Annotated in this window: 26 protein-coding genes and 2 pseudogenes; 16 read left to right on the top strand and 12 right to left on the bottom strand. The window is 44.7% G+C overall.

Annotated elements, in window-relative coordinates:
* Positions 1 to 283: 283 nt before the first annotated feature.
* Positions 284 to 475 (top strand): hypothetical protein, encoded by a 192-nt coding sequence (locus ACYTXL_RS17220; RefSeq protein ID WP_461925792.1) that lies wholly within the window; start codon positions 284 to 286, stop codon positions 473 to 475.
* A gap of 6 nt (positions 476 to 481) precedes the next feature.
* Complete coding sequence (locus tag ACYTXL_RS17225) at positions 482 to 775, top strand: hypothetical protein (RefSeq protein WP_461925793.1); 294 nt, start codon at positions 482 to 484, stop codon at positions 773 to 775.
* 12 nt (positions 776 to 787) lie between these two features.
* Here the strand turns inward: ACYTXL_RS17225 and ACYTXL_RS17230 are convergent, their stop codons facing one another.
* Positions 788 to 979 carry a hypothetical protein gene (locus ACYTXL_RS17230; protein WP_461925794.1) on the bottom strand — a complete coding sequence of 64 codons (192 nt, stop codon included), beginning with the start codon at positions 977 to 979 and terminating at the stop codon, positions 788 to 790.
* A gap of 141 nt (positions 980 to 1,120) precedes the next feature.
* Here ACYTXL_RS17230 and ACYTXL_RS17235 point away from each other — a divergent pair, with 141 nt between their 5' ends.
* The 5 genes and pseudogenes from ACYTXL_RS17235 to ACYTXL_RS17255 form a co-directional block, all read left to right on the top strand.
* Positions 1,121 to 1,588, top strand: coding sequence for a GPW/gp25 family protein (locus tag ACYTXL_RS17235; protein ID WP_461925795.1), 468 nt, complete (start codon positions 1,121 to 1,123; stop codon positions 1,586 to 1,588).
* Between the two features lie 86 nt (positions 1,589 to 1,674).
* The gene (locus ACYTXL_RS17240) at positions 1,675 to 3,870 is read left to right on the top strand and encodes a putative baseplate assembly protein (RefSeq protein ID WP_461925796.1); all 2,196 of its coding nucleotides are present in this window, start codon (positions 1,675 to 1,677) and stop codon (positions 3,868 to 3,870) included.
* Between the two features lie 42 nt (positions 3,871 to 3,912).
* A complete protein-coding gene (locus ACYTXL_RS17245) occupies positions 3,913 to 4,941 on the top strand; it encodes a phage tail protein (RefSeq protein ID WP_461925797.1) in 1,029 nt (342 codons plus the stop codon).
* Between the two features lie 94 nt (positions 4,942 to 5,035).
* Entirely contained in the window at positions 5,036 to 6,235 is a 1,200-nt protein-coding gene (locus ACYTXL_RS17250; protein ID WP_461925798.1) for a DUF4159 domain-containing protein, read from the top strand.
* A gap of 245 nt (positions 6,236 to 6,480) precedes the next feature.
* Positions 6,481 to 6,639 (top strand): annotated as a pseudogene (locus tag ACYTXL_RS17255) (hypothetical protein); the annotation flags it as partial.
* 408 nt (positions 6,640 to 7,047) lie between these two features.
* Here the strand turns inward: ACYTXL_RS17255 and ACYTXL_RS17260 are convergent.
* From ACYTXL_RS17260 to ACYTXL_RS17285, 6 genes are all read right to left on the bottom strand, one after another.
* A complete protein-coding gene (locus ACYTXL_RS17260) occupies positions 7,048 to 7,188 on the bottom strand; it encodes a hypothetical protein (protein ID WP_461925799.1) in 141 nt (46 codons plus the stop codon).
* 39 nt (positions 7,189 to 7,227) lie between these two features.
* Positions 7,228 to 7,383, bottom strand: a complete 156-nt coding sequence (locus tag ACYTXL_RS17265) for a hypothetical protein (RefSeq protein WP_461925800.1) — start codon at positions 7,381 to 7,383, stop codon at positions 7,228 to 7,230.
* Between the two features lie 298 nt (positions 7,384 to 7,681).
* Positions 7,682 to 7,876 (bottom strand): PIN domain-containing protein, encoded by a 195-nt coding sequence (locus ACYTXL_RS17270; RefSeq protein WP_461925801.1) that lies wholly within the window; start codon positions 7,874 to 7,876, stop codon positions 7,682 to 7,684.
* Positions 7,873 to 8,109 (bottom strand): type II toxin-antitoxin system Phd/YefM family antitoxin, encoded by a 237-nt coding sequence (locus tag ACYTXL_RS17275; RefSeq protein WP_461925802.1) that lies wholly within the window; start codon positions 8,107 to 8,109, stop codon positions 7,873 to 7,875. Before ACYTXL_RS17275 ends, ACYTXL_RS17270 begins: the two co-directional genes overlap by 4 nt.
* A gap of 186 nt (positions 8,110 to 8,295) precedes the next feature.
* A complete protein-coding gene (locus tag ACYTXL_RS17280; protein ID WP_461925803.1) occupies positions 8,296 to 8,613 on the bottom strand; it encodes a type II toxin-antitoxin system PemK/MazF family toxin in 318 nt (105 codons plus the stop codon).
* A 19-nt stretch (positions 8,614 to 8,632) separates the two neighbouring features.
* Complete coding sequence (locus ACYTXL_RS17285) at positions 8,633 to 8,869, bottom strand: hypothetical protein (protein WP_461925804.1); 237 nt, start codon at positions 8,867 to 8,869, stop codon at positions 8,633 to 8,635.
* Positions 8,870 to 8,961: 92 nt separating this feature from the next.
* Between ACYTXL_RS17285 and ACYTXL_RS17290 the strand changes: the two genes are divergently transcribed.
* The 3 genes from ACYTXL_RS17290 to ACYTXL_RS17300 are packed head-to-tail and all read left to right on the top strand — an operon-like array spanning position 8,962 to position 9,640.
* Complete coding sequence (locus ACYTXL_RS17290) at positions 8,962 to 9,102, top strand: hypothetical protein (protein ID WP_461925805.1); 141 nt, start codon at positions 8,962 to 8,964, stop codon at positions 9,100 to 9,102.
* A gap of 21 nt (positions 9,103 to 9,123) precedes the next feature.
* A complete protein-coding gene (locus tag ACYTXL_RS17295) occupies positions 9,124 to 9,348 on the top strand; it encodes a hypothetical protein (protein WP_461925806.1) in 225 nt (74 codons plus the stop codon).
* Positions 9,338 to 9,640: a PIN domain-containing protein gene (locus ACYTXL_RS17300; RefSeq protein WP_461925807.1), complete on the top strand. Its 303-nt coding sequence runs from the start codon at positions 9,338 to 9,340 to the stop codon at positions 9,638 to 9,640. Before ACYTXL_RS17295 ends, ACYTXL_RS17300 begins: the two co-directional genes overlap by 11 nt.
* Positions 9,641 to 9,754: 114 nt before the next feature.
* On the opposite strand, the gene ACYTXL_RS17305 is transcribed toward ACYTXL_RS17300, so the two are convergent.
* Complete coding sequence (locus tag ACYTXL_RS17305; RefSeq protein WP_461925808.1) at positions 9,755 to 9,943, bottom strand: hypothetical protein; 189 nt, start codon at positions 9,941 to 9,943, stop codon at positions 9,755 to 9,757.
* Between the two features lie 39 nt (positions 9,944 to 9,982).
* Between ACYTXL_RS17305 and ACYTXL_RS17310 the strand changes: the two genes are divergently transcribed.
* The 4 genes and pseudogenes from ACYTXL_RS17310 to ACYTXL_RS17325 all read left to right on the top strand — a co-directional run bounded on the left by ACYTXL_RS17310 (position 9,983) and on the right by ACYTXL_RS17325 (position 11,553).
* Positions 9,983 to 10,222, top strand: a complete 240-nt coding sequence (locus ACYTXL_RS17310; RefSeq protein WP_461925809.1) for a hypothetical protein — start codon at positions 9,983 to 9,985, stop codon at positions 10,220 to 10,222.
* 194 nt (positions 10,223 to 10,416) lie between these two features.
* Positions 10,417 to 10,602: pseudogene (locus tag ACYTXL_RS17315) on the top strand (type II toxin-antitoxin system HigB family toxin); the annotation flags it as partial.
* Positions 10,586 to 10,990, top strand: a complete 405-nt coding sequence (locus ACYTXL_RS17320; RefSeq protein WP_461925810.1) for a helix-turn-helix domain-containing protein — start codon at positions 10,586 to 10,588, stop codon at positions 10,988 to 10,990. The pseudogene ACYTXL_RS17315 and the gene ACYTXL_RS17320, both read left to right, overlap by 17 nt.
* Positions 10,991 to 11,094: 104 nt before the next feature.
* Positions 11,095 to 11,553 carry a hypothetical protein gene (locus ACYTXL_RS17325; protein ID WP_461925811.1) on the top strand — a complete coding sequence of 153 codons (459 nt, stop codon included), beginning with the start codon at positions 11,095 to 11,097 and terminating at the stop codon, positions 11,551 to 11,553.
* On the opposite strand, the gene ACYTXL_RS17330 is transcribed toward ACYTXL_RS17325, so the two are convergent.
* Positions 11,544 to 11,678 (bottom strand): hypothetical protein, encoded by a 135-nt coding sequence (locus ACYTXL_RS17330; RefSeq protein ID WP_461925812.1) that lies wholly within the window; start codon positions 11,676 to 11,678, stop codon positions 11,544 to 11,546. The two genes, ACYTXL_RS17325 and ACYTXL_RS17330, sit on opposite strands and share 10 nt — an antisense overlap.
* 32 nt (positions 11,679 to 11,710) lie before the next feature.
* On the opposite strand from ACYTXL_RS17330, the gene ACYTXL_RS17335 reads away from it, so the two are divergent.
* Positions 11,711 to 11,941, top strand: coding sequence for a BrnT family toxin (locus ACYTXL_RS17335; RefSeq protein ID WP_461925813.1), 231 nt, complete (start codon positions 11,711 to 11,713; stop codon positions 11,939 to 11,941).
* Positions 11,938 to 12,144 (top strand): hypothetical protein, encoded by a 207-nt coding sequence (locus ACYTXL_RS17340; protein ID WP_461925814.1) that lies wholly within the window; start codon positions 11,938 to 11,940, stop codon positions 12,142 to 12,144. The genes ACYTXL_RS17335 and ACYTXL_RS17340 overlap by 4 nt, the downstream gene beginning before the upstream one ends.
* Before the next feature lie 243 nt (positions 12,145 to 12,387).
* Here ACYTXL_RS17340 and ACYTXL_RS17345 read toward each other — a convergent pair whose 3' ends face one another.
* From ACYTXL_RS17345 to ACYTXL_RS17355, 3 genes are all read right to left on the bottom strand, one after another.
* Positions 12,388 to 13,137 carry a hypothetical protein gene (locus tag ACYTXL_RS17345; RefSeq protein ID WP_461925815.1) on the bottom strand — a complete coding sequence of 250 codons (750 nt, stop codon included), beginning with the start codon at positions 13,135 to 13,137 and terminating at the stop codon, positions 12,388 to 12,390.
* A gap of 61 nt (positions 13,138 to 13,198) precedes the next feature.
* Positions 13,199 to 14,095, bottom strand: coding sequence for a HEAT repeat domain-containing protein (locus ACYTXL_RS17350; protein ID WP_461925816.1), 897 nt, complete (start codon positions 14,093 to 14,095; stop codon positions 13,199 to 13,201).
* 2 nt (positions 14,096 to 14,097) lie between these two features.
* Positions 14,098 to 19,215, bottom strand: a complete 5,118-nt coding sequence (locus ACYTXL_RS17355) for an eCIS core domain-containing protein (RefSeq protein WP_461925817.1) — start codon at positions 19,213 to 19,215, stop codon at positions 14,098 to 14,100.
* Positions 19,216 to 19,310 lie beyond the last annotated feature (95 nt).

Genomic DNA, 19,310 nt, shown 5'->3' on the forward strand with positions numbered 1-19,310 from the left:
TAACTCTTCTATTCTACCAAAGTGCGATGCCTACGGCGGGCGTCGCCATCGCCAATTTTGTAGGGTGGGATAGATGGGAGAGGCGATTGCGTTACAGGTTGCCGATGCGATCGCGATTCGGTTAGGGTGGAAGGGGCGATCGCTTGCTAGAATGAGCAGAAATTTAGAGCGCGATCGTAATGTGTGAGTCCAACGGAGCGCAAGGAAATTGAAGGTAAAACACCCCATGCAGAGCAGAGGTCGCAAGAAGCCCAAGACGGTACGGTGACTCGGCAAGTGGGCGATGTCTGTCAATCGAGTTGTCAGAGAAGGTCGGCTATTCCAAGATGCTGAAACTGGTTATTATGTATATCTAAAGAGTGATCGAGTGGTCATCGTTGATCCAGCAACCAACCAGCAAATTACTCAGTTCAAAAACTCAAGAGCCAATACCCAAAAGCGCATTGAGTCAGGTCGATGGAAACCTATCTCCTAGCAAGCTATGTTTAAAGCGATCGACATTTGGAAAAGACTAGATGACGCAGCCGCTATCCGTTATCGCTGTTTCCAACGCCTTAATAATGGACAGTTTTGTGTACAAAGTGCTGATTATTACCACCTTCCCCTGAACGAAAACCAGATCAAAGCACTAGACAAACAATTTTTAGAACTCTTCATCGAAGAATCTCCCGATCAACGATCCTCCCTTTATTCCACTCTTGAAGAGGCGATCGCTATTTATGACCTGGAATTCTCAAGCGATTTTGTCTCTTCTCCACAACGAAAAACTGCTTGAGGTGCGAGCGCATTATGACTGCTGAGTGTGATCGCTTTTGGGTTTTTGGAAGGAGGGCGATCGCGGTTGGAAAGGGAAAAGAGCGATCGGTATGACTGCTAAATGCGATCGCATTGCGCTGCGCGTCAGCATTGCCCTTGAAGCCAAAGGTTGATTGTATTTCGACTGATTTGAAAAACTATCCTCCGCTTCACTCTTCTTCATCCCGTCTAACTCAATTGCCTGAACTAATCTAAAATTATTAGACCTTTGGCGAATATTTTTATATCTCCAGTCTCGATATCTTAAATAAGGTGAAGTACCTACACTAGACTGTAATTTTGAATTTAAATGAGGGCTGTAACAATGCCAGATGCAATTGATAGTCAAGAACGAGACTATTTAGGAACTGGTTGGGCTTTCCCGATGCGATCGAGTTTGCAAGGAGGTTTACAGCTATCTTCAGATGTACAAAAAGTAGAGCAATCTATGTGGATTATTCTACGTACAGGAATTGGTGAACGGGTGTATCGTCCAAATTTTGGTTCGCGTTTGGCAGAACTAGCTTTTGCCCCAATGAATAGCGAAACCCTTATGCTGACTCGTCTTTATGTTTTAGAGGCATTAGAAGTTTGGGAACCGCGAATTACTATCGAAAAGATCATAATTGAACCCTACCCCGTACAAGGTATTGATAAAAGCGTCAGTAATTCATATTCCATGAAGGGTGAAGAAGGCAGACTGGATATCATTATTTATTATTGTCTCAAAGACCAACCTGATATTCACAGCTTTGTTTATCCATATTATTTAGCTTCAGCAACGCCGGAATAAGTTACGAGTGTTGAGTATTGAGTTAAGAATTTATTGATTTTCCCTATTCCCTACGCCCCAATCTAAAATCTAAAATCGGTACTGCTGTGGAATTTGACTTTTTAACAAAATTACCTAATTCAAATCTGGACGATCGCGCTTTTGATGATTTGGTCGAAGAATGCATCCAACGCATTCCCCGCTACTGTCCAGAGTGGACTGATCACAATCTCAGCGACCCTGGAATTACTTTTATTGAGGTATTTGCTTGGTTAACTGACCAGATGCTACTACGGTTTAACCAAGTTCCTCGCAAAAATTATGTGGCATTCTTAGAGTTGTTGGGTATTCGTCTGCAACCCCCAGCACCAGCACAAACTGATTTAACTTTTTATCTCAGCACCGATTTACCGGAAACCTACAGAATAGCAGCTGGGGTGGAAGTTGCGACTTTACGAACCGAAACTACAGAAGCCATCGTTTTTAGTACCGATCGCCCCTTAATTATTGGTAAGCCTCAACTGCGTCACTTTTTAACCGCACAGACCGCAGAAGATTCACCAAATGCTTTACGCGATCGCTTTACTAACCAATGGACTTGTAGTCCTACAGGTGTGTGGTCAGGTAGGGAACAAGCACTTTTTGAAGATACTCCCCAACCAAGGAACTGTTTCTACCTTGTTTTAGAACCAGAAGACCCAATAGATGGAAATGTTTTAGCTATTTCTTTCCAAGGTGCGTCAGCAACACCAACGGGAATTAACCCAAATAATCCCCCGCGACGTTGGGAAGCTTGGGATGGAGAACAATGGCAATCTGTATTATTACAACCAACAGATGATGCAACGCGGGGTTTTAGCTTTTATGAAATTGCTCAACAAGGAGGTAATCCAACCCAAGGATCAGAGGTGATTCTGCATTTACCAGAAAGATTTCCCGTCCAGAGTTTCACCAGGTATAGCGGTCGCTGGTTGCGCTGTTTTTTTACTGTTCCAGAAGGAAATCAATCACCATTCGGTAGTTCTCCACGCATTACAGGGTTAGGAGTGCGATCGCTTGGTGGTACAGTCAGAGCCAGCCAAAGTTCTCTTGTGGAAAACGAACGCTTGGGAATTAGTGATGGAAAACCTGGTCAAACCTTTGAAATTCAAGGAACTCCAATTCTAGCTAGACGAGAAAATGAGTATATTGTTGTGACTCCCCCTGGTGGTTTACCACAAACTTGGCAAGAAGTTTCAGATTTTGCCGATTCCCAACCAGAAGACCTGCATTACACCATTGATTCCCTGACTGGAATAGTTCAATTTGGCCCCCTGATTCGTGAGCCTGATCAACTACGCACAAAAACCCGCGTCCGTGGCAAAATTCAACAACCTACGCCAGAAGATACCCAGGTGCAAATCCGTGACACCGAGCTACAAGGACTAGAATACCAATATGGAGGCCTTCCACCACGGGGTGCTGAAATCAAGATGCTGGCTTATCGTACAGGTGGTGGTCGCCAAGGCAATGTCCAAAAAGATACTCTGAGGTTTCTCAAAGCAGCTGTACCATACATTGAGCGTGTAACTAATCATCAAGCTGCAACAAATGGCGCAGATGCTCAATCCCTAGAACAAGCTGTGTTGAAAGCACCGCAGATTTTACGCACCCGCGATCGCGCCATTACTAGCGAAGACTTTGAGGTTTTGGCACAAAAAGCTGGTGAAGGTGCAATTGCTAGAGTTCGTTGCTTACCCGCAAATTCCATGAGTGGTGCGGGAACAGTGCGTTTAATCCTTGTTCCCCAAGCGAATACAGATGCGATCGCTCAAGGTGATGGGATCTCCCCAGATTTATTTACCCTACAACCAGCACTACGCGATCGCGTTTTAAGTTACCTAGACGAAAGGCGAATATTAGGAGTGCAATTACAACTTCAAGAAGCAGAATTTGTTGGTGTTTCCGTCCAAGCAGAAGTTGCTTTAGAGCCAGCATATAATAATCCCCTCGCTCGGCAAGAAATTTTAATGAATCTGCGAGTCGCATTGTATAGATATCTCAATCCCTTAACTGGTGGGATTGATGGTAAAGGCTGGCCTTTTGGCAGACCTGTCTACACATCAGATATCATCGCCCTGCTGCAAAAAATCTCTGGTGTGTATTATCTCGGAACAGTTTTGTTATTTGCATTACGTAAGCAAGACGGGAGGTGGACTCGTCAACCATCACCAGAACCAGTTATAGACCCTGGATCTTTGGGTTTAATCTGCTCTTGGTCCGATAATCGCCTCCGTTCCAGCCATGTAATTAATATTATCTAACTTCTCTATCAGGTCAGGATACCCCTCAAACTAACTCCCATCATGGTTCAAATTCGCACTACACCTACAATTAGCCTGCAATTAACCCCGATGCGAATCCCTGAAGCAGTTCCATCAGCAGGTTTCTCATTCGCTAACCAAGAAAACATTGATGAAATTACTGGTACTAGCTTACTTTTACAACCTGGCGAACCCAGCGAGTTGATGGTTCAAATCAAAAACTTGAGCCAACGTAACTTGCAACTTGAATTGATGGTTGAGGGGGATTTCCCTAGCGAATGGTGTTGGGTAGGTGGTACAGAAGGTAGAGAAATTCGACCAGGCGGGCAAATGGATGCCGTACTTTACTTTCAAGTTCCCAGTACATATTTTGAAAATCAAGCAGCAATCATCCCTGAAAAACAAGAACAGTTGCGACTCAATTTTACTAACTGTCGAGTAGTTGCATATACAGATAGAAATAGCGAACAAGAACAAATTAAAGAAGCAGATTTTAATTTATATATACGTCCCTGGTCTGCATACATGGATTTTCTGCCAGTTTTGTATCGGGAAGTAGACTTTATCGGTCGCTTTATGAAGATATTTGAACAGGCTTATCAACCAGTCATAGATAGCTATGGTGTGATGTGGGCAAATCTCGACCCTTTAACAGCGCCACGGGCTTTGCTACCATTTTTAGCTCATTGGGTAGCATGGCCTGTAGAATCTGTGTGGAATTTACGCCAACAACGGCGTTTAATTCGTCGTGCCGTAGAAATATATCGTTGGCGAGGTACTCGTAAAGGTTTACGTCTTTATTTGCATTTATATACAGGTTTACCTCTAGATGAACATATACCAAATGAAGCAGATAAACATATTGGTATTACAGAACCTTTTGGTGACAGTTTTGTGATTGGAGATGCAAAAATAGGAGAAGTAGTATTAGGAGGAGGACAAGCTTTTCATTTTGTAGTTCGCTTGCGTCCCGACCAGATAAATACTATTAACGAGCAATTAGTGAGACGTATTATTGACCAGGAAAAACCAGCATTCTGCACTTATGAACTCTTGATTAATAATTCATAATTACTAGATATCTACTTCACCAGCTTCTTAAATAAATCGAAAATAGGGGATTAAAAAATAATCCAAAATCCGAAATATAAAATCTAAAATCCCTATGTCTCACCCTTTCCCCACACCACCAATTACACCTTTTGAACGTCTGCAAGCTGCGGACGGGCTATTAATAAATGCTATTCGCTGGCGTAAAGCACATGACTATCATCGCTTGCGACAAAATGCCCATTATCAATCTTTAAATCAACCAGGGATTGTTTGCGGTTTAGGGATACGAGTCATATCGGCACCCAAAAAAGTAGAAGCTCAATTTCAGGATAATCGTTGGGTGCAAATTCAACCAGGAATAGCGATAGATTTATTTGGGAACTTAATTGTTGTTCCTGAAGCTTTTCCTTTTCATATTGCCACAGAATTACATGGTTCAGATGCTGTACTGGTGTATTTAGTTGCCAGTTATGTAGACCCCGATGAATTGCGGCGTTCTGCCCCAAAAGATGTTGTCCAAGAAACATTCCGCATTGATGAAAAAAGCACTTTACCAACCAGTTCAGAAATTGAATTATGTCGAATTCTATTACAATCAGGAGAGGTAACAATTACTCCACCCGTTGATGTTTTTTTTCCTGGTTATAACAATATAGATTTACGCTATCGAGTTCAAGCACAATCTCGACCTCAAGCGCTTGTTCGGATGGCACAGGTGAATAATGACGATAAAGAATGTGCTCGAAGTTTTTTTAATCTTGCTTACTTATTACAATCTGTAGAATCCTTACATCCATCATTACGGGGAGGTGAAGAAGTTGGCCAAGTTAACTTGAGCGAAAATCTCCAAGAATATGACTTACTTTATTTAACAGGGAAGCAATCATTAACTCTTAATAGCACTGAATTTGAAAATATTAAAACTTATTTAAATTTAGGTGGTGTCTTATTAGTTGATGCGCCTTTAGATGGAAATGCGCTCATTGAAAGTATCAACGCTTTAGCGCAGCATTTAGAATCACCTTTACGACCCTTAGAAGAACAGCGACGTGATCATCCTTTAAGAACAAAACCGTTTTTATTTGCTGCCTTACCAATGGTTAATCAACAACCAATTCAAATTTTAACAGGTAGTGGAATAATTTTAGTAATTGGCGATATTGCATCTATTTGGGGACTTGATAGCAGCTTCAGTTTACCCCGAACAACTATTCGCACAGGACAGGAGTTAGGGATTAATATTTTGCAATATGCTTGGAAGCGGAGACAGTTTATTGGTTTACAACAGGAAGATATTTCTGGACAGTGGTGAGAAAATACGCGATCGCCTTACCAATGGAGCTAATCCTACCCCATTTCAAAACACCAAAACGCTGACTAGATAGGAATTTCTGTCATCAGCTAATCATGAATCAGAATCTAAGTAAGTAGGTGAGAATAAATCAAAGTAGATTAAGTAATGTAAAAAATATTGAGATGTGTTTGTAGTGTTCGCGTAGCGTCTCGCAGAGAGGGCTACCCTGCGGGAACGCTTCTCTACGAGAGGCTTCTCTACGAGAGGCTTCTCTACGAGAGGCTTCTCTACGAGAGGCTTCGCCAACGCCAACGCCAACGCCAACGCCAACGCCAACGCCAACGCCAACAGCCCTCAAATTAGGACTAAAGTCCTTGCTACAAACCTTGAATTATTCACGCCGCTCTACTTACTTCGTCTGATACACCGTAGCGCGATCGCCCAGTGCGTTATAAAACAAATTTACCAAAAATTATGATCGCACTCCTCGCCAAACGCCAAAATGCAATCAGCGATCGTCCTATATTTCCTTTCAAAAGCGATCACCTGCGCTAATCTCTCTAATCGCACCTGAATTCCAAGGATGAGCGATCGCCATTTACGAACAGCAAAGGCGATACCTACGGTAAGCTGCGCTAACGCACTTTTTCCCTAAACCGCCAAAAACAGCGATAACTTCGTTAAGGAACGTGGATTAAATAAGATGCAAAACTTAATCCTGTCTCTAGCTTCCCTCTCCTTTATAAGGAGAGGGATTGAGGGTGAGGTAAACCAGAGACATAAATTGCATGTTATTTAATTCTTATTCCTAAGCTGCGCGAACAGCAAAACTATAAAAAGTGATGGACTTTAAGGTAAATATTGTAGTTCCACAGCATTTCTTCAGTGCGCTGTAACCCATACTTCTGAAGCAGTTTGTTGTGATGTTCTATTGCTTCTATACCACCTCGTGTTTCGTAGTGTTCCAACATCTCCTGAATTTGAGTTCTAGGATAAATATAAACAAAATTTCAGAATATGAAAGTTTTAAAGTTAGCAACAATTATTGATGCATGAGCGCGATCCCACTCCTCCAAAACACCAAAAAGCGATCGCCCTTCTCCCTTTCCCACCGTGATCGCCCCTCTCAACAATGGCAGCGATGCCTGCGGCGGTAAACTACCCACCTGAACTCAAACGATGAGCGATCGCCATTTAGAACAGCAAAGGCGATCGCACTCTATATTGAAAAGGTTGCTTTAGCGATCGCATCTTTCAACAACACCCAGCATCGTACCTCAACTCAAACGATGAGCGATCGCTATTTATAACAGCAAAGGCGATGCCTACGGTAAGCTGCGCTAACATAATCCTCACAACCACAACAAGCGATAACTCCGTTCAGCTAGGCTAGCGCACTCTCCAAATCCCTAAAAATCGGACTTCTTAAAACCCAAAAACGCGATGATAACTTTGTGCTTCAATCTACAGAAGTCCACCAGAATCTGAGGTAATACTTAATTTTCGAGCAGCATCAATAAGTCCACGATCAAGTGAGAGAAGATTTTCTACGCTACGATTGCTAGCAATGGCTAAATGTAGCGCATCTCCTGCTCTCAATCCAGTTTCCCATTGCTGGATAAATTCGGCTGCGAGAAAGCTTGTATCTAGGTAGATCAATATCTTGCCTCTTGGCGTAAACTTTGGATGATTTCTAGATTAGTAGTTAATGTTTGAGGTTGGGTAGCTCTCAGTTTATGGCGAGATGCTAAAGGTTGAGGGGTATGTGAGATTGATGACAACCGAGCGACGGGTTTACCATGACTAATAATCACTATTTCTTCGCCATTTTTAACTTGGTTAAGCAGTTGATTTATGGTAACGGATGTGTTGGTAATATCTACTTGTTGCATAATATCAGGCGATCGCGCTCATAGGCTGTATATCTATAATTTTTGAATCCTATCGCAACTTGTCAATGAGCGCGATCGCACCTTATGAATCGGATACGATCGCACTCTCCAAATGCCAAAAAGCGATCGCGTAGAGGCTCCTATAGAACATCGCTTGACTTCCAAGACAGTCGCTACAAAATTGGCTTACTCTTCGGCTTCTGGTGGCTTCAACATTCGCCAAATTTCTGCATCAACTTGCGTCAAATATAGCGGTTCTAACTCACCAATTTTCTGAATAACGCGCTTTGGGTCAATTGCCCGCATTTGGAATATCATTGCTACCGATGGTAAGGTCAAGCCATTGTGTTCTGATGGCTCAATCCTTACTACAAAAGGGAACCGCAATGCCCCCAAGGAAGATGTAACCGGAATAATCATCAACATAGGAGAAGTTGCTATGTCTGTTTGCACTGCGATCGCTGGACGGTTGCCCTTCTCTTCTCGCTTATCTGAATCGGGCAAACTAATCCCCTCTTGCCATCTAATTCTCTCCAGATGCCAATGTTAATTCCATATTTAGCCAATCTTCATCACTTGCTGCTTCCCAATCAGCAAAATCTTGAGCTAGTTCTGTGGAATTGTGCCCAAGTATTGGAGCCAGCAGTGCTACAATCTCAGTACTTACAGAATGCCCATGTGCCTGTGCCTGTTGGACGATCGCCTGATACAAATCTATTGGCAGTGCTACTTGAGTAGCAATCGTTTTAGTGACATCCATAGAACTTTGAATGATGACGATTGCTTATATTATGACTCAAGTGGATTGATTTTTGGCTACTTCTTAAAACCCAAAAACACGATGATAACTTTGTGCTTCAATCTACAGAATTCCACATGAATCTGAGGGAATGCTTAATTTTCGAGCAGCATCAATATATCAGTCGATCGCACTCTACCCCAAAATTACAAAATAGCGATCGCAAAAATTTTAAAATTTATGATCTAGGATAAATATAAACAAAATTTCAGAATATGAAAGTTTTAAAGCTAGCAACAATTATTGATGCGTCAGGAAATTTACACCTTGATATACCAACAGAATTATCATCTGGTGCTGTTGATGTAGTTATTGTCTTAAACCCAAGCATCCCAGATACACCTCAGACAAAATCCTACGATTTTTCCGATTTGGCAGGACGTTTAAGCTGGGAGGGTGATGCAGTCGCTACCCAGAGGATGTTGCGGGATGAGTGGTAAACGGTATCTACTTGACACAAATGCCATTGTCGCCTTATTAAAAGGTTCTACAAAGTTAGTTACATTATTACAAAATGCCGACTGGGTAGGAATTTCCATCATTAGCCAAATTGAATTTTTGGCATTTTCTGGCTTGAACGAAGACGATCGCCAGCTATTTGAGGAATTCCTCAAACGTGTGGAAGTAATTAATTTGCTAGCCACTAATAATTTATTAATCGAACAGATTATTCAAATTCGTTTGCAATATCGGGTAAAGCTTCCACTGCACTTCAAGCTGGAGCTAGTTTAGTAACATCTGACTGGGAATTAACAAAAGTAACAAGTTTGACAGTTGTGAATTGGTAATAATTCGCCTTAAGCTGTGCGATCGCACTTCTTTCCTAAACTGTAAAAAGCGAACGACTTACCTCGCGCAAGCTTCGCACTCCCGCAACTTCCCAAAAAGCCATAACTCCCTTAAGCTGTGCGATCGCACCTTATGAATCGGATACGATCGCCCTCCTCCCTTTTCAACCACAATGTCAAAGACAGACTTCGCAGCAGCATTCCCACAACTCCCCAGCGATAAGGCTTTAGACAAAGCCTTGGGCATCGCGCTACAAGATTGGCGCACTACAATTTAAGAAACTGAATGATGGCTACTGACATGGTATCGATTCCTATCACCCTGGAACAACTGATTATGGGTGTGCAACAGTTGCAACCAGACGAGCGGGCGCAGGTTGCTAGAGCCTTGATTCAAGTCGATTTACGCTCAGATTTGACGGCTGTAATTCAAGAACTTTATGCCCAACCTCCTGTTGATGACATTACAGACGATAACATCATGGCTGAAATTAAAGCTGTGCGTCAGCAATCTCACCCAATATGACGTTGAGCTTACGAACAAGCTCGCGTTCCAACTGTTAAGCGTGGAAGTTGTGGTCATTCGATAAACAGGGATTTGAACGCGGCAATTAATTTATCACGGTTGGCTTCATCGTGAAAGCTTACTGAGGGATAACCGCTCCCATGCTCCCCGTGAAGTAAGAAGTAAATGTCTAGACTTGTCTAGGATTTATATAGCAGGATATCCGCCAGATTTATCGAGATGCTGATGCTGTTGGTAATTTTATTGTTTTTAACATCAAAGGCAATGATTATCGGCTAATTGTGGGAATTGACTATGAAGATCAAACGGTTTACTTCAAGTACTTGTTAACTCACACAGAATACGACAAGGATAGGTGGAAAAATGACCCTTACTTTTGATTTTAACCCTGTAACTTACAGTAACTTGCTGGCTGAAATCGCACCTAAAGCGATCGAGACGGAAGCAGAATATGATCGGCTATTAGCAATTGTTGAGCGATTGACGTTCAATCAAAGCAAAACTCCCGAAGAACGCACGCTCTATCAGTTATTGGTGATATTGATTGAAGCTTATGAAGCTCAACACTATGCCATGCCGATCTCTACTCCCCATGAGGTTTTACAACATATTATGGAATCTAGCGGGATGCGCCAGGTCGATTTGGTCGGCAAACTCGGTTCGAGTGGAGTGGTTTCAGAAATTGTGAATGGTAAACGATCGATTAGCAAGGCTCAGGCTAAGGTGTTGGGAGATATGTTCAAAGTATCACCTAGCTTGTTTATTTAAGGAATTCTATGGGACGTGAAGCTGATCTAACTGGCGTCGGTTAGAGGATGAGGCGTTTCGATTAGAGCGATCGCACTGTTTACGCGATCGCTAGACCATTACTCATGATAAAGTGTTGGCATATCATCTCCATCGGAGAGTTGCCCCTTCTCAGCATTTGCCCTCCCCACGAGCGATCGCACTGTTGTTCACTTGGGATGGTGCGTTCCCATCAAGACGTTTGGCTAAAGGAACGCACCCTACAAGATCGGCGATCGCACTGCAAGATGTTGAGTGATCGCACTTCCAAAACCATAATGCGATCGCACTACGGGCGAGCTGAGATAGCAGGGATAGGATGGGTTAGCGGTAGCGTAACCCATGCAGTTAGCGAGGGTTGTTGCTCGTTGGGTTTCGTTGCCTCAACCCAACCTACGGCGAGCTTTGAACTCAATCATTCGAGCAAAATGAGAGAACGATCGCCCTTTCAAGAAGCTTGCCCTTTAAACCTGAAACCGTTGGATTTAGAACCACAGCGATTCCTTCAAAGAGCTGCGCTAACCCCCTTCCATCCCTACCGTTGAGCAACATGAGCGATCGCACTGGGTTCATGGGAAGATAGCATAGATATTGCCAGTAGTCGGTCTTTGCCTATGGCTACTTGAATTGGGGTGTTTAGAGGTGAAGTATAATTTTGAATGGGACTCAAGTAAAGCGCGGAGTAATCAGTCCAAGCATGGTGTGAGCTTTCAACAAGCCAGTCAAGTCTTTAAAGATTCGATGGCACTTACTCTTTTTGATGAAGAACACAGTTTAGATGAGGAGCGTTGGACAACTTTGGGACAGCTACCGAATGGTCAATATTTGGTAGTGATTCACACATTTGTGCAGCAGGGCGATCGCGTTGACATACGAATTATTTCGGCGCGAAAAGCCACTAAAAACGAGATTCGTCAATATGAAGGGGAATGATGATGCAGTCAGAATACGATTTTTCTAAGGCAGAGCGCGGCAAGTTTTATCATCCCAATGCAAAGTTTAATATTCCAATCTATCTAGACGAAGAAGTATTGGAGTACTTTGCTAAACAGGCAGAGATGAAAGGGGTTGACCTGACTGAGATGATTAATGATTTGCTCAAAAAGGATATCGCTCTGATTGAAGGGATTAAGTAACCGATCGCCCTCTGAATGTCGCGATCCTGAAAGGTTAAAGAGCGATCGCCCCTCCACCCCTACCATTGAGCAACATGAGTGATCGCACTACAAAATTGGCGATCGCATTATCAAAGCCCGTGGACGTTGGGTTTTATACCTCAACCCAACCCACGCGATCTAACGAAAGAATGCGTTATTCAGTTTGCCACCCAAAGCTAATGAGAACTTATCCGAACAGTATTGGGGGCGATCGTACTTGGCTTACTCAGACTTACTTGCCAAATTTTGTAATTTGGTCAGGCTTTGGGCCAAGGTTTGAGAAAGCGTTGAGAAGGATTGATCAATCTGGAGAGCGGCTTCTTTCAATTGGGTTGTGGCAGTTTCAAAATTAGCAGAGTTTTTGGAGAATGCATTTCGGAGTTCGTTAGGGAGGTCTGAAATAAGTTTGGAAAACTCTGTGATCAGTTCGTTAGTATTGAGGTCAGGGATATTCAATCCACGAGACTGAAGCGTTTCTAGTACTGCATCCATACTCGTTTGAATGACTTGGGTGCGATCGGGGTTCTGACTAACACCACTCTGCATTGCTGTTGCCACTTCGGTCACGAAGCTTTGCAAACCCTCTTGGGCAACTTCAGGATTTCCACAAAACTCCTCTAATGAAACACCCAACAGGTTAGACAATAAGCTGGCAGCAGGTTGATTCGGATCAGCAGTTTTTGCAGCATCCGCAGTATTCCCTTTGCTGCTTTGCAGTGCAATTGCCACAACGTTGGAAAACAGGCTAGAAATTTGCTCCATTGCCTGAGTCACTTCCTGCTGCATGTAGGGTTCAGCATCTTTGGCTGAAATTTCGTAGGGGGCGATCGCTGCTGGATCAACATGTTTTTCAATTCCCTTCAGTTGGCAAATCGTACAATTGCCATTTTCCAACTCCTGATCGTCAGGAATAAGGAAATATTTTCTTTGATCGGAATTACGCCAAAGAGAAGATCGATCTGAAGTTTTCATAGTCCTAAATTTATAGTACAGATCTAGCTTGATAATAGATATTGCTATAGTGGCTAATACTTTAGTATGAGGAATTTATTTCAGGATTATTTCTACGATCACTACGCTCGTTAGTTATAGTTACTAATTGTGCAAGCTTGTAAAGTACTGTACGCATTTCATCCCGTACCTGACGATTCCGTTCAATGGCATAGGCATCAGTGACAGCAGGTAGAGCCTCTATAGCATTCAACATATTAAGAGATGAAGCGGCAGCAGCTCGCTGCTGAGGGTCAGGGTTTTTCAGCCAGTCTATCAATATAGGAATTGCAGGCCTATGCTTAACAGCACCAAGAGTGCGAAGAAGAAGCCGACGAGTATCTAGATCAGGTTCAGGAAGGAGAAATCGTTCAAAAAGTTCTGCGCCAGTAGCTGGATCACCAATTCGTCTCAATGCATCCACCAGGGCATAGCGGACTTTTGCTTGCGGATCCGTAAGTCGTGCCATCAGTAATGGAACAACAATTTTATGATCCTGCTCCAAAAGTAATCTGATAGCCTGTATTACCCTGTTTTCATCGGGATCTTGTTCCAAAACGGCAACTAAGTCAACAAGGGTTGGCTCAGCTATACTTGGCAAATGCTCCAACAGAGATGGGTTTGTAAGGTTCTCCTCAATGCATGCTGCAATCTCATCAAGTGAACGAGACCGAAATTGAACTAGAGGATTAGCCCAATCTGTTCCATTAATAACCACTAACTTGAAATGACCTGTCGGCGATGCTTCAGGATACCAACCAACATCCAGGATAACCCCAGTGTCTTTGTGCTTGACCTGTAAGAGATCCTCTCCAAGCAATTCCCAATCTGAGTCGCTGGTAGCTAACGTTTGCGGATAGATTGTCCTTAGCTCGTGAGTTTGCACAGCCCACTCAGGAGGAATGCACAGGGGGTAAAGGGGAGGTAGCGGCTTTGTCATAATTAAAAATTTCTTGGATGACCATGGTATGTTTTGCCTGAGATCTCTGCACGCATTGTAGTAACTGGTTCTCCTCCATCATATCCAATAACCCTCCCAGCATCGTATCTCACATGAACTGTACCTTCCGGCTGTGTTTTGTCACCTTTAATCACTTCTCCATTCCGAAGAGCTTCAAGCTCCAAAGCCTGATTGTTAACATTGGGCAAGTATTGACTAGCCGGATTTGACTTTCTATCTGTAGGTGTAGTCATCTCACGAGCTTGAGCTTCTGAGCGGGCTTCCATATGCTTGTAACCTGCAGGACTCCATTCAGCATTATCTAACCGTTGCTGCCATAGATCGGCAGCAGGTGTAACCGGAATCCGTGTAGCAACTTTCCGTTCCAGATCTGCCAGATCCCCCCTTAAGCGCCAATATTCATCAGCGACAGATTTATCCGCAAGTCCTTCATCAATGAGTGTCCGTAGATCGGCGATATCCTGTTGTAGCTGACCAATTTTCTGGATGATTAGCCATCGCTCAGGCACTTCTATTGGTATCTCGCTCTTAGCACGTCTTAGGAGTGCGTCAGCCTCAGCTTGCAGTCCTGGAACCTCATTAGGAATTCCTTGAATGTCAAGTTGATTCTCTAAGTTGCCAATGCGTTCTTCAAGATTTTCAATTGCGCTCCGAGAAGGCTCTAGAGCTTCTGGGGATCCTGATTCTTCTGCAAGACGCGATAATCTACTAGCTTCTGGTTCAAGCTCTTGTGCCTGACGCAATAAGTCTGCTTTGCCTGGTGCCTCATCTGGTAGGCTACTCGCTTGCTCAATTAATTCGTTTACCTTTCCTCTGAGAGCCGCTGCACGATCTTGTAGATTCCAGCGCATTGCTTTGTTATGTACAAGAATGCCAAGGGGCGAGACGCAGTAGTTGTGCAAACCATTGACTTCAATGTTGTAAACAGTGAATGTACCTGTGCGTATCTGAATATGCTCTACTGTTACATTCCCCTGACGCAATGAGAACAAAGTTGAGCCAACTTGCAATTCTTTTGCTTTGAGCCAGCCTTGCTGAGGCACCCAAAATGGATGTTCTGGGCTACAGGTAATAGTTGTCTCACCAATTTGAATATCTACAACAGTAGTTACGCTACGAATAAAGGTAAACTCAACAAATTGAGTCCTTTCCTCTTCTAATGAAGGCGTTAAAGACCAAACTTCATCTCCTACCACAATGGATTCAATATTCTTTTCTCCTTTTGGCGTAAGGACTTTTGTTCTTGCTACGAAGCAACCAGGGGGTTCCTCTCCAGGCGGTTCTGTTCCCGGTGGTTCTGTTCCCGGTGGTTCTGTTCCCGGTGGCTTCTCTCCAGCATGACCTGCAATTTTGCCACCAATCCAGGTTAGAACTCCGGCAAGGAGCATATTGGCAACAAGGTTCTTATCCCAAGGGCGATCGTGAGCAACGTTATCTATGACAGTGACAATTCCTGCCACAACAGAAGCACCAACTGTAAGCAGAGCCAGCGTTGCACCTGCACCAAGTCCCATGCCTACAGCAACTCCTCCTAGAAACACAAGAGCAGCGGCACCAACGGCTCCACCGAATGCTCCCCAAATGATATTGTTAAGAGCACCATCAAAAAGTGCCCAACCTTGCTTCCCTCCACGATAATTTCCGACGACGGTAGCTGCTAATGCCCCAACAGCCCCAGCTATTGCTCCTGCTATTATCAAAACAGCAGCGCCTGTTCCAAATGTCACGATTATAAATACACCGACTAATAATCCAACGACCAAACCTGCCAACAGCTCCCAACTGAACATTCCCACAAGGTCGTTCCATTGGTTTTCAATCCAGGATCTTTTTGCCCTTTCTTCAACCTTTTGCTGTCCTTGCTCAACTCGCCCTGGCAAGCTTTCTCTTGGCTCACGAGCTTGCCCCTCTGCAGACGTAACGTGCTCATTCAGAGCACCTCGATATTGCTCTAGCCCTTGTCCGAAAGCACTATCAATCTGTCCCAGTTGCCCATCCAGGCTACTAGTTACCTGGCTAACCATACCGCTGCTTGCAGTATTCGCTTGACTAACCGTCGTGCCAAGCTGACCAGAGATAGTACTGACTTGCTGAGTCACCTGCCCTTGCGCCTGTCCCAGGAACGTTTGAATTTGCCCAGCAGCATTCGTAGAGATGCCATTGATCGCAGTCATCACCTCTGTTCCAGCTTGGGTAAGGGCGCTATCCGCCTGCTGGAAGGCTCCATCAGTCGTGGCAATGAGATTGTCGTAAGCTCCATTCACTTGACCGACAATTTCTCCAGTAACCTGGGCAGCAAGCGCAGGATCAATATCCATGCCAGCAAGCTGCTGATTGAATTGAGCTAAATGCTCATCACCGGCAGCGATCGCCTGTTGTCCCTGCTCCTGGAAAGTTGTAATCGCCTGTTGTCCTGCCGCCGCAATTTCCTGATTCTTCTGGGCGATCTCAGTCTGTAATTGATTCTGAATGGTTTGTTCTAAAGAGGCTAATTGTTCAGTCAATTGGCTGCTTAGATTTCCAAGTGCCTGACTGCCTTGGGTGACTGCCTGTTGAATCCCAGCACTCGTCTGTTGGTTAGCAGTATTCAACTGGTTCACAACCTCAGCCTGACCTGCACCTACCTGACGAGCAGCTTCCTGACCCTGTTCTCTGAAACCACGAGCAGTTTCTGGCCCTGTTGCTTGCAGATCCCTCATCGCATCAGACACACCACTTGTAATCTTGGTTGCAGTGTCTGAGGCAATCTCGTTAGCTACTTTGGCTTTTGCTTGAGCAACTTCTGGAGTGCTGCCACCGACCTGTGCCTTCTCTTGACCAATGGATCGGGATTCTTGTGCCATTCCCTGAATCCGAGTTTGCACCTGTTGGGCAGACTCATCAGCAGTTTGTAACGATCGCTCGGCGTAGGTATTCCCAAGCTTCTGGACCCGCTCCTGTCCAGAAGCAAAGGCTGTTTCTACTTGCCCCAGTGTCGCAGTATGTCCCTGTTCTAAGTTAGCTAAGTGGGAAGTAGCTTCAGTCTGAAGCTGAGCTTGGGCACTGATGATAATCTCTCCGACTTGGGCACGGGCATTGGCAAAGAGCGCTTGAATTGCCCCAGTTTGCTGTTCCCCAGCTGCAGTCAGAGCTGCTTGCTGCTGTTGAATACTAGCGGCGATCGCCTCTGTTCCCTGGGTAATGCGCTCAGTAAACCGCTGTCGTGCGCTATTGGCTGTTGTCGCAACCTGTTCCAGTAAGGCTTGGGTATTTTGCGATCGAGCTGACGGCACCTGAACTTCTGGACTTTGTAGAGGTTGAGCAGCCGTGGCTGACTGGTTCGGACTTCTGCCTTGATTAACCGCGCTAGATCTGGACACTCCTTGACCAGATGGCTGACTTACAGATGAGCTAGAACCTGATCGAGCCTCAGACGAAGTCGCCTGAGTACCTGCTTGAGCTAAAGAGGCATTCCCCTTAGAAGAGGCAGATCCAATTTTAGCTGTAGCAGCTTGCCCTTCTCCCTGATGAGAGGTAGAAGTGTCTTTTTGCGCCGAACCTTGACGACTTCCGCTTTTAGAAATAGTCGCCTGTTGAGAATTAGCCTGTTCAGCTGTAACACTTGCTCCACTCTTACCAGGACTAGAGGATGATGCCTGATCACTGGCAGCTTTTTGACGCTCTGGTGTATCAGATGTCTTCGACCCAGGTTTTCTCTCTTGACCGCTTGCTGAAGGAGTTTGAGATGAATCCGTAGGGACTTGATTTTCGGGTTTTTGCTCAGTATTTTGAGATGAGCCTACATTCCGCTGATGCTGATCGTCTAAAGTGCTCTGCTCATGGGGTGCCATCTGTTCAGACGGTAACTCTGTTTGAGTAGGACTGGGTTTAGACAGAATCGTTTGTAAACTATGCTGTTGTTCAGGTGTTAAGCGAGCCTGAAGTTGAGTAAGAACTGCCTGACGAGTAGATGCATTAAGACGAGCAAACAATTGCTTGATTCGCCCAGATTGATCTCCAGGATCAGCCTGTAGGGCATTAACAATTTGGTTGACAATACGCTCTACATTTTGTGAATTCTCCGGATTGGCTGTCTGAGAATCAATTTCGGTTGATTTCGGGACAGGTTCTGCTTGGGTTCCACCAGGCTTTTGCTGTACTGCTCCTGTCTGCTGTACCACATGAGTTAACTCATGCGCCGTTAAATCATTGTTCCCCGGAGACTTCCCACCCCCATAGTAAATATCACTACCACGGGTAAACGCCTGAGCATTCACATCCTGATTCATCTGCACAGCTTCACTGCCCGTATGCACCCGCACCTGGCTAAAGTCAGCCCCAAAGCGCGGCTCCATGAAGCTCCGCACCTCATCCGGTAACGGGCTTCCCCCACCCTGGCTACTATTCAGCCGACTCTCAAGTTCGTTTTCTGCTTGCAAATTACCATCGCCCGATCGCTGTAGCATCGATTTCGGTTGAACGAGATATTCCTCTTCACAAACCGCACACTTACGGTGAATCGTGTCTCTGAGCGATCGCATTGCCACAGCCTCATTTGACTCTGGAATTTGCATTCGCATCACTTCATTCGCAACCCAATCTGCTTCCTGTTCGTATGGATCGCCAGATTGACTCACCGTGAGCTTGGCTCGCACGGGCAACATCGAAATCTTTCTAAGATCGTGACCCTGCGATTGAGAGACAGAAGATGGCTGACTGAAATCGTGACCTCTAAATCGCGTTTCGGGAATCTGATCCGCAAAATTTCCTGGCTCTGGCATCCGCATGATGCGATCGACTACCCAATTTGCCTCCGGCTCAGAAGGATCGCTCGATTGACCTGTTGAAAGTTTCGACTGCGGGCGCAATGAAATCCGACTAATATCGTGTCCCAGTGGCTCCTGTTTGAAAGCTTCTTCCTCCGGCAACTGCTCATTGTTAGACTGAGTATCTTGCTGGTTTGACAACGCCTGAACCGATGGTTCTGGCAAAGCAGTATTTACTTGCGAAATCAAACTATGGTTGGAATTCGCCAATGTTGGGGTCGATGATGAGACAAGCGACGGATTTGTAATGGTGGTACCGACTTTCTTGCGTCGCATATTCGTGCGATCGCTCATTTCATAGAACCTCGCGGGATGTGGGAAACTCAGCGGCTTTAGAGAAAGAGAGGGAAACGGCTCGTGCGGTTTTAACCGCAGTCAGTATTAATTGC

The sequence above is a fragment of the Nostoc sp. genome (assembly GCF_054880495.1).

Excerpts from the sequence above, each read along its gene's own strand:
- ACYTXL_RS17220 (WP_461925792.1), top strand. The coding sequence starts at position 284 with ATGTCTGTCAATCGAGTTGTCAGAGAAGGTCGGCTATTCCAAGATGCT.
- ACYTXL_RS17225 (WP_461925793.1), top strand. The coding sequence starts at position 482 with ATGTTTAAAGCGATCGACATTTGGAAAAGACTAGATGACGCAGCCGCT.
- ACYTXL_RS17230 (WP_461925794.1), bottom strand. The coding sequence starts at position 979 with ATGAAGAAGAGTGAAGCGGAGGATAGTTTTTCAAATCAGTCGAAATAC.
- ACYTXL_RS17235 (WP_461925795.1), top strand. The coding sequence starts at position 1,121 with ATGCCAGATGCAATTGATAGTCAAGAACGAGACTATTTAGGAACTGGT.
- ACYTXL_RS17245 (WP_461925797.1), top strand. The coding sequence starts at position 3,913 with ATGGTTCAAATTCGCACTACACCTACAATTAGCCTGCAATTAACCCCG.
- ACYTXL_RS17250 (WP_461925798.1), top strand. The coding sequence starts at position 5,036 with ATGTCTCACCCTTTCCCCACACCACCAATTACACCTTTTGAACGTCTG.
- ACYTXL_RS17260 (WP_461925799.1), bottom strand. The coding sequence starts at position 7,188 with ATGTTGGAACACTACGAAACACGAGGTGGTATAGAAGCAATAGAACAT.
- ACYTXL_RS17275 (WP_461925802.1), bottom strand. The coding sequence starts at position 8,109 with ATGCAACAAGTAGATATTACCAACACATCCGTTACCATAAATCAACTG.
- ACYTXL_RS17285 (WP_461925804.1), bottom strand. The coding sequence starts at position 8,869 with ATGGATGTCACTAAAACGATTGCTACTCAAGTAGCACTGCCAATAGAT.
- ACYTXL_RS17295 (WP_461925806.1), top strand. The coding sequence starts at position 9,124 with ATGAAAGTTTTAAAGCTAGCAACAATTATTGATGCGTCAGGAAATTTA.
- ACYTXL_RS17300 (WP_461925807.1), top strand. The coding sequence starts at position 9,338 with ATGAGTGGTAAACGGTATCTACTTGACACAAATGCCATTGTCGCCTTA.
- ACYTXL_RS17305 (WP_461925808.1), bottom strand. The coding sequence starts at position 9,943 with ATGCCCAAGGCTTTGTCTAAAGCCTTATCGCTGGGGAGTTGTGGGAAT.
- ACYTXL_RS17310 (WP_461925809.1), top strand. The coding sequence starts at position 9,983 with ATGATGGCTACTGACATGGTATCGATTCCTATCACCCTGGAACAACTG.
- ACYTXL_RS17320 (WP_461925810.1), top strand. The coding sequence starts at position 10,586 with ATGACCCTTACTTTTGATTTTAACCCTGTAACTTACAGTAACTTGCTG.
- ACYTXL_RS17325 (WP_461925811.1), top strand. The coding sequence starts at position 11,095 with ATGATAAAGTGTTGGCATATCATCTCCATCGGAGAGTTGCCCCTTCTC.
- ACYTXL_RS17340 (WP_461925814.1), top strand. The coding sequence starts at position 11,938 with ATGATGATGCAGTCAGAATACGATTTTTCTAAGGCAGAGCGCGGCAAG.
- ACYTXL_RS17345 (WP_461925815.1), bottom strand. The coding sequence starts at position 13,137 with ATGAAAACTTCAGATCGATCTTCTCTTTGGCGTAATTCCGATCAAAGA.
- ACYTXL_RS17350 (WP_461925816.1), bottom strand. The coding sequence starts at position 14,095 with ATGACAAAGCCGCTACCTCCCCTTTACCCCCTGTGCATTCCTCCTGAG.
- ACYTXL_RS17355 (WP_461925817.1), bottom strand. The coding sequence starts at position 19,215 with ATGAGCGATCGCACGAATATGCGACGCAAGAAAGTCGGTACCACCATT.